The organism is Agreia sp. Leaf335 (genome assembly GCF_001423605.1).
Lineage (GTDB): Bacteria > Actinomycetota > Actinomycetes > Actinomycetales > Microbacteriaceae > Agreia.
In genome coordinates, this window is record NZ_LMOQ01000003.1 from 472,505 (window position 1) to 487,408 (window position 14,904).

Consider the following 14,904-nt stretch of genomic DNA (forward strand, 5'->3'; position numbering starts at 1 on the left):
CTAACCGGCGATCCGGACCTGCCTCAGGCGAGCGACAGCATGCCCGCCGCGGCGAGCGCCAGAACGAGCCCGACGACCTGCAGGGGAGCTATGCGTTCCTTGAGCACGATCGCGGCCAGCACGATCGTGCCCGCCGGGTAGAGCGCGACGAGCACGGACATCACGGAGAGTTCTCCGAGTCGGAGCCCGGTCAGAATCAGACCGTTGGCGGCCGCATCGGCGACACCGCACGCCAGGGCGAGCAGAACCGCGGTGCGAACACCGGCCCTCGCAGTCCCGTCGGATGCGGCGGTCTGCCGAGCCGGCGCATCCGATCGCCGCCGCGCGACGATCAGGGTCGTCAGCACGATCACGACCATGATGGCGCCGTTCACGGCTCTGTTGAAGAAAAGGGGTACGAGTCCGGAGTCGGCGGGTGCGACGTCGATGGCGATCAGGAACACACCGATCATCGCGCCGGATCCGATGGCCATGAGAACGCCGCGGAGGCTCGGCCGAACGGCCCCCTTCTCGGGAACGAAGCCCACGAGCACAACGGCGACGAGTGCGAGAGCGATCGCCATGTAGCCGATGGGCCCGAGCGCATCACCGCGAGCCAGCCCGACAGACAGCGGAACGACGGCTGACACGACCGCGGTCAGGGGCGAGAGGATGCTCATTGGCCCGATTGCGAGACAGGCGTAGAGCAACGAGATGCCGATTGCTCCGGAGACTCCCGAGATGCCTCCCCAGAGGGCGGCCTCGGCCGACCAGGCGCCGCCGACGAGCGGGTAGGCGGCGAGCAGCACGGCGAGCCCCGAGAACGCCGCGATGCCGGTGACGGCGAAGGGCGAGACGCGTTTGGAGGCCAGGCCGCCAAGGAAGTCGGCTGCGCCGTAGACGAACGCGCCGACCAGTCCGAACGCTGTGACGAGCATGGATATCGAGCCTACCCGCGTCGCAGAGTGCGCTCGCGGGGTCGGGGTCGGAGAGCCCCGGTAAACTTCGGAGCGTGACGTGGAACGCAGACATCCCTTGGGACCCGGAGGCTGAACCGCCACCACTCGACGAAGAGCCGCCCTACGATCCCTACTATGACGAAGGCCCGGCACCTGCCCTTCGACAGGCTCACGGAACGCGGGCTCAGGCAGCGGCGACCGAGGCGGCCGACGTCGCCGTCGCCACTCCGGAGACGGCGGTCGAGGCCCTGCAGCGGGTCTTCGGGTACGAGACGTTCCGCGGCGACCAGGCGGCGATCATCCAGAACGTCATCGATGGCGGCGACACTGTCGTGCTCATGCCGACCGGCGGTGGCAAGTCGCTGTGCTACCAGATTCCCTCGCTCGTTCGTCGGGGTACCGGCATCGTCATCTCGCCCCTGATCGCACTGATGCAGGACCAGGTCGACGCACTCACCGCGGTCGGCGTTCGCGCCGCCTTTCTCAACTCCACTCAGGATGCCGCAGAGCGGGCGCGCGTCGAGAATGCCTACCTCGGCGGGCAGCTCGACCTGCTCTACGTGGCGCCGGAGCGCCTGTCGAACGAGGCGACGAAGCGGTTTCTCGCCCAGGGGGAGATCGCGCTCTTCGCCATCGACGAGGCGCACTGCGTGTCGCAATGGGGGCACGACTTCAGGCCCGACTACCTCGCCCTCTCCGAGCTGGCCGAGCGCTGGCCCGACGTTCCCCGCATCGCGCTCACGGCCACGGCGACCGAGACCACGCACGCCGAGATCACCGAGCGCCTCGGAATGCAGCAGGCCAAGCACTTCGTCGCCAGCTTCGACCGGCCGAACATCCGCTACCGCATCGAGAACAAGGGCGAGGTGCGCAAGCAGCTGCTCTCGCTCATCAAGGGCGAGCACCCCACCGACTCGGGCATCGTCTATGCGCTCTCGCGCAACACCGTCGAGAAGACGGCACAGTTCCTAGCCGACAACGGCCTCAAGGCATTGCCGTATCACGCGGGCCTCGACTCGCGACTCCGGGCGGCCACCCAGTCACGCTTCCTGCGAGAAGACGGCATCATCATCGTCGCCACCATCGCGTTCGGTATGGGCATCGACAAGCCCGACGTGCGCTTCGTCGCCCACGTCGACCTTCCCAAGTCTGTCGAGGGCTACTACCAAGAGACGGGCCGAGCGGGTCGCGACGGACTGCCCTCGACGGCCTGGCTCGCCTACGGGCTTCAAGACGTCGTGCAGCAGCGCCGCATGATCGACGAGTCTCCCGGTGATCTCGCCCACCGCCGAAGGCTGTCGGCCCACCTCGACGCGATGCTCGCCCTCTGCGAGACGGTGCACTGTCGTCGGGTCAACCTGCTGGGCTACTTCGGGCAGCAGTCCACTCCGTGCGGCAACTGCGACACCTGCCTCGAGCCGCCCGAATCGTGGGACGGCACTGTCGCAGCGCAGAAACTCCTCTCGACGGTCGTGCGCCTGCAGCGCGAACGCAATCAGCGATTCGGCGCAGGTCAGCTCATCGACATCCTGCGAGGCAAGGTCACCGACAGGGTCACGCAACTGAACCATCAGAGCCTCTCCACCTGGGGTCTCGGACAGGATCTCAGCGACCAGCAGTGGCGCGGAGTGGTTCGCCAACTCCTTGCCCAGGGCCTGCTCGCCGTGAACGACGACGGCTATGGAACCCTGGTGATCACCGAGGCGAGCGGCGAGGTGCTCGCGGGCCGTCATCCGGTGTCGATGCGCCGGGAAGCCGAACGGGCCGCTCGAAGCGTGCGCTCGTCAGGTTCGTCGAAGTCGAAGGCGGCCACCGCCGAGCTGGCACCGGCCGACCAGGAGTTGTTCGAGAAGCTGCGCGCCTGGCGCGCGGGCGAGGCTCGCGAACAGGGCGTTCCGGCCTACATCGTGTTCGGCGACGCCACGCTGCGGGCCGTCGCCAGCGCGCGCCCCAGCACGCTCGACCAGGCGGGATCCATCAGCGGAATCGGCGAGGCCAAGCTCCAGAAGTATGGAGCCGCGCTGCTCGAGGTTGTCGCGAGCGACGCCATATCCTGATCCGAGCATAGATACAGGTCGTATCGCAGAACATTCCCGTGGGGCTATGAGCGCCCTGCGAGACTGGACGGATGATCACCCTCCTCAGCCGTGCTTTCCTCGCTCCTGTAGCGCGAGCGGTGTACCGGCCCACGGTGATCGGTCGAGACAACGTGCCTCGAACCGGCCGCGTCCTACTCGCGAGCAACCACCTCAGCTTCATCGACAGCGTCGTTCTGACCCTGGTCGCTCCACGTAACGTCTCGTTCCTCGCCAAATCCGACTACTTCACCGGCGAAGGCGCAAAGGGATGGCTCGCGAGGTCGTTCTTCTCTGCCATCGGCGCGGTTCCGGTCGATCGCGGTGCCGGCCAGGCCGCACAAGACGCTCTGGATGCGGGACTCGCGATCCTCGAGCGAGACGAGGCCTTCGCGATCTATCCCGAAGGGACCCGCTCTCGGGACGGTCGGATCTACAAGGGCCGAACCGGCGCTGCCTGGCTCGCCATGAGCTCCGACAGCCTCATCGTGCCTGTCGCGCTGATCGGTACCGAGAAGCTGCAGCCTGTCGGTTCGAAGATTCCCCGGGTGCACAAAGTGTCGGTCGAGTTCGGTCGTCCCATCGACGCGTCGGAGTACGGGCAGGCGAATGCGGCGCGCGCGAGGCGCAAGCTGACCGACGTGCTGATGGAGGACATCCAGCGAATGTCGGGCCAGGAATCGGCCGGCGTGTACAACGAGGTTCCCGCCGTGTCGGCCATCGAGAAAGTCAAGCGCGCACTCGGGCGCAACAGACCCTCCTAAGGTGGGGTGAGCGCGCCGAAACGACAAGACGGGGAACCGAATGTTCAACCTCAAGAGACGCCGTACCGCAGCGGTACAGCAGCCCCAGTCCGACATCGTCGTTCCCGGAAGCACGGCGCTTCCGCCTGTGCGGATCAACGCGTTCCGCATCGGCCTGGTCGGCGGGCTCGGAGTGCTCGTCTCGATCCTCATCGGCGGCGTCATCGGGCAGCTCACCACGGTTCTGATCTACGTGGGCGTCGCGCTCTTCCTGGCGCTGGGCCTCGATCCCCTCGTGTCGTGGCTCGAGAGGAAGCTCCCTCGCTGGGCTGCGATCCTGGTGGTGTTCGCCGGCGTCATTCTGGCCTTCGCCGGGCTCCTCCTCACGATCATTCCCGTGATCGTGGAGCAGATCTCGAATCTCATCGCCAACTTTCCCGACATCGTCAACCGCGTCGTCGACAGCGACTTCGTGAAGACGACGGAACGGCAGCTCTCCGGCGTCGTCGACTTCGACTCGGTCGCCAAGAGCGTGACCGATTTCGTGAGCGATCCGAACAACTTCGTGAACCTGGGCGGCGGCATCCTGGCCGTGGGTGCTGGCGTGGCGAGCGGCGTGACGGGCGCGGTTGTCGTTCTCATCCTGACGCTGTACTTCCTCGCGTCGCTGCGCTCGATCAAGCGCGTCACCTACCGTTTCGTTCCGTCCAGCAAGCGTGCGGGCTTCATCGACGTGTCCGAGGACATCACCTCGGCCGTCGGCCGCTACGTCGTCGGGCAGGTGTCGCTCGCTGCGGTCAACGGCGTGCTGAGCGCGATCTTCCTGTGGATCATCGGCGCCCCGCAATTCGTGCTCCTCGCCTTCATCGCGTTCCTGTTCTCGCTCGTTCCCCTCGTCGGAACGCTCACTGGCTCGATCATCATCGTTCTGACGTGCCTCTTCGCCTCGCCGTTGACCGCTCTCGTCGCCCTCATCTGGTACCTGGTCTACATGCAGGTCGAGGCGTACTTCTTGAGTCCGCGCATCATGAACCGAGCCGTCTCGGTACCTGGGGCGGTGGTCGTGATCGCCGCGGTCGCCGGCGGAACCCTGGGCGGAATCCTCGGTGCGCTCGTTGCGATCCCGGTCGCGGCGTCGACGATCATCATCATCCAGAAGATCGTGTTCCCGAGGCAGGAACAGAAGTAACGGCCGTCTCGGGGCAGGTTAGTGTGGCGCAATGACTTCCGCTGAGACCGATCAGGCTCGCACGCGTCGACAGTGGGGTAAGAGAGGCAGCTTCTGGGCCGCGGCCATCGTGCTGGCTCTCTGCCTCTGGGCCAGCGGGGCGCCGTCGACCCTCTATCCGAGCTACGCCGCGGAGTGGGATCTCTCTCCCGTGGTGACGACGTCGATCTTCGGCACCTACCCCGTCGCACTCCTGCTTGTGCTGCTTCTCGCGGGCGGCATCTCCGACACCATCGGTCGGCGCCGAGCGATGCTCGTCGGCGTCGGGCTGATCGTCGCATCCGCGTTCGTCTTCGCGATTGCGCCGAATGTGGGCTTTCTCTTCGCGGGGAGGGTGCTGCAGGGCGTGGGAACCGGATTCGCGCTCGGCGCGGCCAGCGCGGCGCTCGTCGAGAACAACCTCTCGAGCAACCCGCGCTTCGCCTCGGTGCTCACGACCGTGTCGACATCGACCGGCCTCACCTTGGTGCTTTTCGTGAGCGGCGGCCTCGCACAGTACGCGCCGTGGCCCCTCCAGTTGAGCTTCTGGGTGCTCTTCGTTCTCGCTGGCCTCTCGTTCGCCGTGGTGTGGTTCATGCGGCGCGACAATCCGGCCCGTGTAGTCGGCTCCGACGGGCGGCCCGCCCGGTGGAAGCCGTCGGGCGTCCACGTGCCCCGCTCCCTGTTGCGCACCTTCATCGCGTCGACCCTCGGCGTCACCGTGGCCTACAGCATCGGCGCGATCTTCCTGTCTCTCGGCGCATCGATGGCGCGAGATCTCACCGGCACCACGAACCTGTTGATCGTCGGCGCTCTGCTCGCCATATCGTCGGTGGTGATCGGAGTGACCGCGCTCCTGTTGCAGAGGGTTCCGGCACATGTGTCGCTCGTCGTCGGTGCCGTCATCAGCATCGCCGGCCTCGGCGTGATGGAGCTCACAGCGGCCCAGGGGTCGATCCTGCTCTTCGTCGTGTGGTGCGTCGTGGGCGGTGTGGGGTATTCCTTCGTCTTCACCGGCGGTCTGACTCTGCTGAACCGCACTGCGCTTCCCGAGCATCGCGGCGGAACCCTCTCGCTGCTCTACCTCTTCTCCTATCTGCTGCAGGCGATCACAGCCGTCGTTGCGGGCGCCCTCGCCACGGCCTCGGGCCTCAACGTCGCCATCGACCTCGTGGCGCCCGGCGTCGCCGTACTCTGCCTGGCCCTCATCGTCGCGACCTCGGTGGATGCCGCGGCGCGGCGACGCGAGGCCCGTCGCGTCGAGGCCTCGCTCGCCTGATCCACCGCCCCGGCGTTGTGGAGGAACGCCTGTCTATTCCGGGTTCGTCTGTAGACATCATCAACGCGACGCCTCGGTCGGCGAGGGCTCGTTGTAGGGCACGGACGGTGAATTTTCGTGGTCACGCGCCCGCTCGTAGCGTGGATGAAGATTTGCTGACAGCGCACGGAAGAGGCCAATGATGGTGGACGCGGTGAAGAACCAGACGAACAGCGACAGCTCGACACAGCTCGCAGACCGGATCGAAGAGAGCGAGAATCTCGACGAGACGACGGGCAGCATGACGATCGACAAGTCGGATTCTCGTATCGACACGGCCGCGCTCGGCCAGTACCTGCTGGGCACCTGGGCCGGCGCGCGCATCGCCGCTCGCGCGCTCACCGCTCGAAAAGAGATGCAACGCGTCGACGGACAGACACTCGCGGATCACCGAGCCACCGTATTCCACCAGCTCGAGCTGCTCGTCGAGCACGGAGGAGTGCTGAAGGCCTTTCCGAAGAGCCTCGGCGGCGAAGACGATCACGGCGGCAACATCGCCGGCTTCGAGGAGCTCGTCACGGCCGATCCCTCCTTGCAGATCAAGTCCGGTGTGCAGTGGGGCCTCTTCGGTGCGGCGGTGCTTCACCTGGGCACGGAGTATCACCACGAGAAGTTCCTTCCTCCCATCATGAGTCTCGAGGTTCCCGGCGCTTTCGCGATGACGGAGACCGGCCACGGCTCCGACGTGGCCGCCATCGCCACGACCGCGACCTTCGACGTGGGGAGCCAGGAGTTCGTGATCGATACTCCGTTCCGCGGTGCCTGGAAGGACTACCTCGGCAACGCCGCCGTGCACGGAACCGCGGCGGTGCTGTTCGCCCAGCTCATCACCGAGGGCATCAACCACGGGGTGCACGCCTTCTACGTGCCGCTGCGCGATTCCGACGGGCAGTTCCTGCCCGGTGTCGGCGGCGAAGACGACGGGCTCAAGGGTGGCCTGAACGGCATCGACAACGGTCGACTCCACTTCTCCGGCGTGCGGATCCCGCGCGAGAACCTGCTCAACCGTTACGGCAATGTCGACGTCGACGGCACGTATTCCTCGCCCATCCAGAGCCCCGGCCGCCGCTTCTTCACCATGCTCGGCACCCTGGTGCAGGGCAGGGTCTCGCTCGACGGCGCCTCGGTGGCGGCGGCGAAGGTGGCCCTCGCGATCGCTGTTCGCTACGGCAACGAGCGTCGTCAGTTCACCGCCGGCAGCGACACCGACGAAGAAGTGATCCTCGACTACCAGGTGCACCAGCGCCGACTGATTCCCCTGATCGCCACGACCTATGCGGCGAGCTTCGCGCACGAGCAGCTGCTCACCAAGTTCGACGGGGTCTTCTCGGGTGCCACAGACACGGATGCCGATCGGCAAGACCTAGAGACCCTCGCCGCCGCGCTCAAGCCGCTCTCGACATGGCACGCTCTAGACACTCTGCAGGAGACGCGCGAGGCGTGCGGCGGTGCCGGGTTCCTTGCCGAGAACCGCCTCGTGGGACTGCGAGCCGATCTCGACGTGTACGCCACATTCGAGGGCGACAACCACGTGCTTCTGCAGCTCGTGGCCAAGCGTCTGCTCACCGACTACAGCCGACGCTTCGCCAAGGCCGACGTCGGGGTGCTCGCTCGCTACGTCGTCGAGCAGGCGACGGATCGCACCGTCAGCGGCACGGGTCTGCGCACCCTCGCCCAGAACCTGTCGGATCGAGGATCGGTTGCTCGAAGCGTAGAGCAGCTGCGCGAAACCGGCGCCCAGCGCGCCCTGCTGACCGACCGCGTCGAGGCCATGGTCGCTGAGGTGGCGGGCAGGCTGCGCCCGGGAACGAAGGCCTCGAAGCAAGTCGCCGCTGATCTCTTCAACGCGAATCAGAGCGCGGTCATCGATGCGGCCCGGGCCCACGCAGAACTGCTGCAGTGGGAGGCGTTCACCGACGCGCTCGACCACATCGACGACGAGGGCACCCGCGTGGTGCTCACCTGGGTACGCGACCTGTTCGGCCTCGGCCTCGTCGAGAAGCACCTGGCGTGGTACCTCATCAACGGCCGCCTGTCGCCGAAGCGTGCGCAGGCCGTCACGGCCTACATCGATCGCCTGATCGCGCGGCTCCGGCCGCACGCCCAGGACCTGGTGGATGCCTTCGGCTACGGCCCCGAGCACATCCGCGCGTCGATCGCGACGGGCGCCGAGGCGACTCGTCAGAAAGAGGCACGCGACTACTACGCCGAGCAGCGCGCGTCGGGCGAAGCTCCCATCGACGAGAAGGCACTGTCGAAGAAGCAGAAGGAGCGCATCTAGCACCGTGCACCGAGACCGCTGAGCCCCCGGGTGGTACCCGGGTACGACGCGCTCCGATCAAGACCCTCCCGCCGGGCGATTCGCTTGTCTTCGCCGACTTCTACTGTCGAAGAAGTGGGGGAGGGTCGGCCTCCTCCACGTCAACTTCACAGACGTGAATCGACAGGAGATCGACATGATCGAAGCACAGTCCCTCACGAAGCGCTACGGCCAACGAGTCGCCGTAGACGACGTGACCTTCACCGTGCGGCCGGGCAAGGTCACGGGCCTGCTGGGTCCGAACGGTGCGGGCAAGTCCACCACGATGCGCATGATCGTGGGGCTCGACCGGCCCACGGCGGGAAGTGTCCGTGTGAACGGCCACTTCTACGCCGAGCACTCCGCACCTCTGCACGAGGTCGGAGCTCTGCTCGACGCGAAGGCCATCCACTCGGGTCGTTCGGCCTACAACCACCTCCTCGCCCTCGGCGCCACGCACGGCATCGGAGCGGCTCGAGTGCGCGAGGTCATCGACCTGACCGGCCTGCAGGCCGTGGCCGGCAAGCGCGTCGGCGGGTTCTCGCTCGGTATGGGGCAGCGCCTCGGCATCGCGGCCGCCCTCCTCGGCGACCCGCAGACCCTGATCCTCGACGAGCCCATCAATGGCCTCGACCCCGAGGGCGTTCTCTGGGTGCGCGGGCTCCTCAAGCACCTAGCGTCTGAGGGCCGCACCATTCTGCTCTCCAGCCACCTCATGAGCGAGATGGCGATGACCGCAGATCACATCATCGTGTTCGGTCGGGGCCGCGTCATCGCGGATGCCCCGGTGGCCGACATCGTCGGACAGGGCGCGGTCACCTCGGTGCGCGTCTCGAGCCCGCAGGCGGCAGAGCTCGCCCGGCTGCTCGCCGCCCCGGATGTTCAGATCACCAGCGCGAGCGGCTCGACGCTTGACGTGGCCGGCGTCTCCGCCGCGACCGTCGGCGGCATCGCCGCATCCAACGGTCTGGTCCTGCACGAGCTGACCACCGTCACCGGCTCTCTCGAAGAGGCCTACCTTCGTCTGACCGCAGACGAAGTCGAATATCACACGCAGTCCGTCACCCCGGAGGTTGTCCGATGAGTACCCTTGCCCAACCCAGTCTCGCCCGTTCGAGTCACATCGACGCGTCGAACCGGGGCCTCAGCGCCACCGGCATTCTGCGCAGCGAGTGGATCAAGTTGCGGAGCCTCCGCTCCACCTGGTGGTCTTTCGGGATCATCCTCGCCATCCAGGTCGGCATGGCGGTGCTGTTCGCACTCACCGCCGACGGTCGTTTCGGCCAGGTATCCGGTGAGGCCGCCACGGATGCGGCGGTCACCGTCTCGACCGTCGGTCTCGTTTTCGGTCAGCTGGTGATCGCCGTGCTGGGCGTGCTGGTGATCAGCGGTGAGTACGCGACCGGGCAGATCCGCTCGTCGTTCATGGCCGTGCCGAGCCGCCTGCCGGTGCTCGCCGCCAAGGCCATCGTCTTCTCGATCGCCACGTTCGTGGTCACGCTCGTGGGCATCGTCGCGAGCTACCTCGTGACGATACCGATCCTCGGCGGCGTGGGCGTGCAGGCCGACCCGTTCGACGGCGCGCTGTGGCTGCACTTCGTCGGTGCCGCCGGCTTCCTGGTGCTGATCGGCCTCATCTCGCTCGGCATCGGGGCCACGCTGCGCTCCACCCCGGGTGGCATCGCGGCGAGCCTCGGACTGCTGCTCGTGGCACCCACGATCCTCTCGGTGATCCCCGCGCCGTGGGCCAACAGCATGGCCGAGTGGACACCCAGCTCCGCAGGGCAGGGCCTTTACTACTGGGGCGGCATCTTCGAACCCTGGCAGGCGCTGCTCGTTATGCTCGGATGGGTCGCCGTTCTGCTCACTGCCGCGGCTGTTCTGATGAAGCGAAGGGACGCGTAGCTCTCGTGTCGACCGATCCAGCCCCGGTGCCCCAGGCCCAGGCTGGATCGTCGCGCGTTCTGCGCCCCAAGAGGGGCGAAGACTACGACCCTCAGAGACTCGGCCTGCCGAAGCCTCCCGGATTCATCCGCACGTTCTTCCGTCGCAACCCGTGGATCATCGACTCGGTTCTGATGGGCCTGTTCTACTACGCGTCGCTCGGCTCGGTCATCTCGTCGGCGACCGGCTCCGTGCCGATCGCCGTCGTGCTGCTGTCGGGCATCCTCTCTCTCGGCACGACAGCGGCCATCCTGTTCCGCCGCTTCATTCCGCGCATCCTCGCGGGCATCTCGAGCGTGCTTCTGCTGGCGATCTTCCCCGGCAACACGGGTTCGTCGGTCGGCATCATCGCGATGGTCATCGCGCTCTACGCGCTCGCGGTCTATCGATCGGCGAGATCTGCCTGGTTGTGGACGATCATCGGAACGGCCGCCGCCACACTCGGCGCGCTCTCAGCGGGCCTCCTCGACGTGGCGGTGGGGCTGGTGGCCTTCCTCGGCTACGGCATGGTCTTCGTGATCGCGACGCTCATCGGCATCAGTGTCGGCAACAGGGCGCGGTACATGGATGCGCTGTTCGCCCGCGCAGCCCAGCTGGCCCGCGAGCGAGACCAGCAGGCGCAACTCGCCACGGCATCCGAACGGGCCCGCATCGCCCGCGAGATGCACGACATCGTCGCCCACAGTCTGACGGTGATGATCGCCCTGGCCGACGGCGCGACGCGCGCCGCGACCAGCGACCCGAGCCGGGCGATGGATGCGATGGCGCACGTCTCGGAGATCGGCCGCACGTCGCTCACCGACATGCGTCGGGTGCTCGGGGTGCTGACCGAAGCCTCCGGCGACGGCCCCGCCGACGATCCGACAGCCACGGGTGCGGTTCCTCTCGCGCCGCAGCCCACGTTCGACGAGCTGCGCCCCCTAATCGACTCGTATCGCGCCGCGGGACTCCCGATCACTCTGACCATCTCGGGCGCCGTTCCCGACGACTCCGCCACGCAGCTCACCGTCTTCCGGGTGGTTCAAGAGGCCCTGACGAATGCCCTGCGCTACTCGCGGACACCGTCGCGAGTCGAGGTCACGGTCGACTTCACGGATCCGGCGCTCAGCGAGGTGACGGTGCGTGACGACGGTTTCGGCGTCGCGACGGACTCGGCCGTGGTCTCGGTCGGCTCGGGTCGCGGGCTCATCGGCATGCGCGAGCGCGTCGCGCTCTACGGAGGCACCGTCGAAGCCGGCGCCGTCGAGCCCCGGGGATGGCGCGTGCACGCGATGATTCCCACGGCAGCCGACCCTTCAGATCATTCATCCCGATAAGAAAGCACCCCGCTATGAGTCTCGCCCCCGATCCCACCGGCTCCGTCGAACACCCGGCCGTGCGCATCCTGCTCGTCGACGATCAGGCCTTGCTACGCGTGGGCATGCGCATGGTGCTCGAGTCGGAGCCGGGCTTCGAGGTCGTCGGCGAGGCGGGCGACGGCCGAGACGCGGTGCGACAGGCCCGGGCCCTGCGACCTGACGTGATCCTCATGGATGTGCGCATGCCCGTTCTCGACGGCATCGAGGCGACGCGCGAGATCGTGCGTGAGCAGGCGGCCAGTCGCATCATCATCCTCACCACCTTCGACCTCGACGAGTACGCGTTCGCCGGCCTGCGCGCCGGCGCCAGCGGATTCCTGCTGAAAGACGCGAGACCGACCGAGCTGGTCACCGCCATCCGGGCCGTTGCGTCGGGTGACGCCGCCGTCTCGGCGCGCATCACCCGTGAGCTGCTCACGATGTTCGGCGACAGCCTTCCGGATGCGTCGGGCGGGCCCTCGCAGACGGCCTCGGCTGCGCGGCTGGCCGTGCTCACGGAGCGCGAACTCGAGGTGCTCACTGCCATCGGAGAGGGCCTGTCGAACATGGAGATCGCCGCGAGATTCGTGCTGTCGGAATCGACGGTGAAGACCCACGTGGGTCGCATTCTGCAGAAGCTCGAGCTGCGCGACCGCGTGCACGCCGTGATCCTCGCCTACGACACGGGGCTCGTGGGACGCTGACGCGGTCTCCTAAAATCGGTGCATGCGCACTCTCTACCCTGACATCGAGCCCTTCGACTCCGGCCTGCTCGACGTCGGAGACGGCCAGTCGATCTACTGGGAGACGTCGGGCAACCCCGACGGCAAGCCCGTCGTGTTCCTGCACGGCGGACCGGGCGCCGGATCGGGTCCCGCGCATCGTCGGCTGTTCGATCCGAGCCGCTACCTGATCGTCGTTCTCGACCAGCGCGGCTGCGGGCGCAGCCTGCCGCACGCCAGCGAGCCAGGCTTCGATCTGGCGACGAACACCACCTGGCATCTCGTGGCCGACCTCGAACTGCTGCGCGAGCACCTCGGCGTCGCCCGCTGGCAGGTGTTCGGCGGTTCGTGGGGCAGCACCCTCGCGCTCGCCTACGCCGAGACGCATCCCGATCGTGTGAGCGAACTCGTGCTGCGCGGCATCTTCACCCTGCGCCGTTCGGAGCTCGCTTGGTTCTACGAGGGGGCCGGTGCCAACGAGGTGCTGCCCGACCTCTGGGGCGGATTCCTCGCCCCGGTGCCCGTCGACGAGCGCAGAGCGCTCATCCAGGCCTACCACCGGCTGCTCAACGACCCCGACCCGGCCGTGCATGGGCCGGCGGCCGTCGCGTGGGCGACGTGGGAGGCATCCGCCATCACCCTGCTGCCGCGGCCCGAACTCGTCGCGGCGTTCGCCGACCCCGTCTACGCGCTGGCGTTCGCGCGCATCGAGAATCACTACTTCGTGAACGAGGGCTGGATGGAGGACGGGCAGCTCATCGCGAATGCCTCGGTGCTGCGAGACATTCCCACGGTGATCGTGCAGGGTCGCTACGACCTCTGCACTCCCGCCGTCACGGCCTGGGATCTGCATGAGGCCCTGCCCGAGGCGGAGTTCCGACTGATTCCCGACGCCGGTCACGCGTTCGACGAGCCCGGCATCCTCGACGCGCTGATCGAGGCGACCGACCGCTTCGCCGCGAGCTAGCTAGGCGGTTTCGCCCTCGTCATCGCCCGGCTCGTCGTCGACGAACCCGCCGACGGCCAGCTGCAGCGCCCGAGAGAAGGCGTGCGCGCGGTCGGGTTCGACGACGTAGCGGATGCCTCCGGTCGCCACGCGCGTCTCTGTCAGCGCACCCGAGGTGGACAGCTCGCCGAGTACGGCGACCGTTCGCTCGGACGCGTACTCGTTCGACAGACGGTGCACCTCGGCCGAGAGCTCTTCGTCGTCGTCGCCGAACAGCCCCTCGTCGTCGGGGTCGTCGTGATCGGGCCGCGCGTCGTCGAACACCAGATTGAGCGCGTCGACCGATGCGCCGGGCAGCAGCTCGGGCGAGAGAGCCACGCAGAGTTGGCCGATGACCCGGATGGTGACCTCCGAGCCCAACTCGGTGTCGGCATCCAGCTCTTTGGTCAGCCACCACGTGAGGTAGTGGCGAACGAACGCCACTCGCAACTCGAGGGCCTCGGCTGCGTCGCCATCGACCCAGGGGCCGAAGCCAGAGCCTGCGCGCAGCGAGGGGCCGTCGAGTGCGATGATCTTCGACTCGGCCAGTGCGTACCACCAGGCCGAGAGTGGCTGCGAGTCCCACATGCTTGCTCCGGGAACCTGCCGCTGCGGCGGAAGACCCAGCAGTTCCTCGACAACGGGAATGTCGGCGGTGCGGAGCGCACCCGTCGCAGTGAGGGTCTTCCCCTCGCCGATCCACGCGAGGAAGCCGGGGATCGCGGCGATGACCGACCAGCGGTCGAGAGAGGCGAGCTGCGCCTCGACGGGGGCTGCCTCGACGGTCTCGAGACTCTCGACCAGCAGGGTGAAGAAGCCGGACGCGGCGCCGCCTTCGTCGCCGGTGAGCTCGTGGATGATCTCCGAGCTCTCTTCGAGCTCGGCCGTCGTACCTCTCCAGCGCTCGGTCTCGATCAAGAAGTCGAGCAGATGGTCGAGCACGTCGACGACCGACGCGCCCTCCCAGACGGGAGCGTCGAGTTCGGCGTCGTCGGCGTCATCGAAGTGATCGAGCAGGGCATCGAGAGTGTCGGGCACCGGATGCGCGAGGGTGCGTTTTCCGGGAAGGCCGGCGGTGATCGTGGTGAGCCTCGAGAACGAGGCGAGCATCGCGTCGGGAGTGGGGTGGTCGTCGAGCCCCTCCGCATGCGTTCGATACCACGACCCGAAGGCGAGTGTGAGGGCGGAGATCGCGGTGGGGGAGGTGCCGACGGAGCGGGAGACTCCGGTGCGCTTCTTGGCGCTGGATCGCTTCTTGCTCGTGGGCATGCGGGGCTCTCCATCGGTGCTCGGGGTGGGTCGTTCCATCGTAGGGCGGCCCGCCGAGTAGGGCGGC

At 67.4% G+C, this 14,904-nt stretch carries 12 protein-coding genes; 10 read left to right on the forward strand and 2 right to left on the reverse strand.

Annotated elements, in window-relative coordinates; all coding sequences use genetic code 11:
• Positions 1-23: 23 nt before the first annotated feature.
• Positions 24-917 carry an EamA family transporter gene (locus tag ASF79_RS12505; RefSeq protein ID WP_055855364.1) on the reverse strand — a complete coding sequence of 298 codons (894 nt, stop codon included), beginning with the start codon at positions 915-917 and terminating at the stop codon, positions 24-26.
• A gap of 74 nt (positions 918-991) precedes the next feature.
• Between ASF79_RS12505 and recQ the strand changes: the two genes are divergently transcribed.
• The 10 genes from recQ (at position 992) to pip (ending at position 13,550) form a co-directional block, all read left to right on the forward strand.
• A complete protein-coding gene (recQ, locus tag ASF79_RS12510) occupies positions 992-2,995 on the forward strand; it encodes a DNA helicase RecQ (protein WP_200933578.1) in 2,004 nt (667 codons plus the stop codon).
• A gap of 71 nt (positions 2,996-3,066) precedes the next feature.
• Positions 3,067-3,777 carry a lysophospholipid acyltransferase family protein gene (locus ASF79_RS12515; RefSeq protein ID WP_055855366.1) on the forward strand — a complete coding sequence of 237 codons (711 nt, stop codon included), beginning with the start codon at positions 3,067-3,069 and terminating at the stop codon, positions 3,775-3,777.
• Between the two features lie 40 nt (positions 3,778-3,817).
• Complete coding sequence (locus tag ASF79_RS12520; RefSeq protein ID WP_082495875.1) at positions 3,818-4,945, forward strand: AI-2E family transporter; 1,128 nt, start codon at positions 3,818-3,820, stop codon at positions 4,943-4,945.
• A 31-nt stretch (positions 4,946-4,976) separates the two neighbouring features.
• Positions 4,977-6,242, forward strand: coding sequence for an MFS transporter (locus ASF79_RS12525; protein WP_235500752.1), 1,266 nt, complete (start codon positions 4,977-4,979; stop codon positions 6,240-6,242).
• 280 nt (positions 6,243-6,522) lie between these two features.
• Complete coding sequence (locus tag ASF79_RS12530) at positions 6,523-8,562, forward strand: acyl-CoA dehydrogenase family protein (protein ID WP_055856103.1); 2,040 nt, start codon at positions 6,523-6,525, stop codon at positions 8,560-8,562.
• A gap of 175 nt (positions 8,563-8,737) precedes the next feature.
• Positions 8,738-9,664 carry an ABC transporter ATP-binding protein gene (locus tag ASF79_RS12535; protein WP_055778626.1) on the forward strand — a complete coding sequence of 309 codons (927 nt, stop codon included), beginning with the start codon at positions 8,738-8,740 and terminating at the stop codon, positions 9,662-9,664.
• Positions 9,661-10,485, forward strand: a complete 825-nt coding sequence (locus ASF79_RS12540) for an ABC transporter permease subunit (RefSeq protein WP_055855368.1) — start codon at positions 9,661-9,663, stop codon at positions 10,483-10,485. Before ASF79_RS12535 ends, ASF79_RS12540 begins: the two co-directional genes overlap by 4 nt.
• 5 nt (positions 10,486-10,490) lie before the next feature.
• Positions 10,491-11,840, forward strand: coding sequence for a sensor histidine kinase (locus ASF79_RS12545; RefSeq protein ID WP_055855370.1), 1,350 nt, complete (start codon positions 10,491-10,493; stop codon positions 11,838-11,840).
• Between the two features lie 14 nt (positions 11,841-11,854).
• Positions 11,855-12,565, forward strand: a complete 711-nt coding sequence (locus ASF79_RS12550; protein ID WP_055855372.1) for a response regulator — start codon at positions 11,855-11,857, stop codon at positions 12,563-12,565.
• A gap of 22 nt (positions 12,566-12,587) precedes the next feature.
• A complete protein-coding gene (gene pip, locus ASF79_RS12555; protein WP_055855373.1) occupies positions 12,588-13,550 on the forward strand; it encodes a prolyl aminopeptidase in 963 nt (320 codons plus the stop codon).
• On the opposite strand, the gene ASF79_RS12560 is transcribed toward pip, so the two are convergent.
• On the reverse strand, positions 13,551-14,837 hold the full coding sequence (locus ASF79_RS12560; RefSeq protein ID WP_055855374.1) for a hypothetical protein: 1,287 nt from the start codon (positions 14,835-14,837) through the stop codon (positions 13,551-13,553).
• Between the last annotated feature and the right edge of the window lie 67 nt (positions 14,838-14,904).

What these genes read in the sequence shown, in the direction of transcription:
- ASF79_RS12505 (WP_055855364.1), bottom strand. Translation starts at nt 917, where the DNA reads ATGCTCGTCACAGCGTTCGGACTGGTCGGCGCGTTCGTCTACGGCGCA.
- ASF79_RS12515 (WP_055855366.1), top strand. Translation starts at nt 3,067, where the DNA reads ATGATCACCCTCCTCAGCCGTGCTTTCCTCGCTCCTGTAGCGCGAGCG.
- ASF79_RS12520 (WP_082495875.1), top strand. Translation starts at nt 3,818, where the DNA reads ATGTTCAACCTCAAGAGACGCCGTACCGCAGCGGTACAGCAGCCCCAG.
- ASF79_RS12525 (WP_235500752.1), top strand. Translation starts at nt 4,977, where the DNA reads ATGACTTCCGCTGAGACCGATCAGGCTCGCACGCGTCGACAGTGGGGT.
- ASF79_RS12530 (WP_055856103.1), top strand. Translation starts at nt 6,523, where the DNA reads ATGACGATCGACAAGTCGGATTCTCGTATCGACACGGCCGCGCTCGGC.
- ASF79_RS12535 (WP_055778626.1), top strand. Translation starts at nt 8,738, where the DNA reads ATGATCGAAGCACAGTCCCTCACGAAGCGCTACGGCCAACGAGTCGCC.
- ASF79_RS12540 (WP_055855368.1), top strand. Translation starts at nt 9,661, where the DNA reads ATGAGTACCCTTGCCCAACCCAGTCTCGCCCGTTCGAGTCACATCGAC.
- ASF79_RS12550 (WP_055855372.1), top strand. Translation starts at nt 11,855, where the DNA reads ATGAGTCTCGCCCCCGATCCCACCGGCTCCGTCGAACACCCGGCCGTG.
- pip (WP_055855373.1), top strand. Translation starts at nt 12,588, where the DNA reads ATGCGCACTCTCTACCCTGACATCGAGCCCTTCGACTCCGGCCTGCTC.
- ASF79_RS12560 (WP_055855374.1), bottom strand. Translation starts at nt 14,837, where the DNA reads ATGCCCACGAGCAAGAAGCGATCCAGCGCCAAGAAGCGCACCGGAGTC.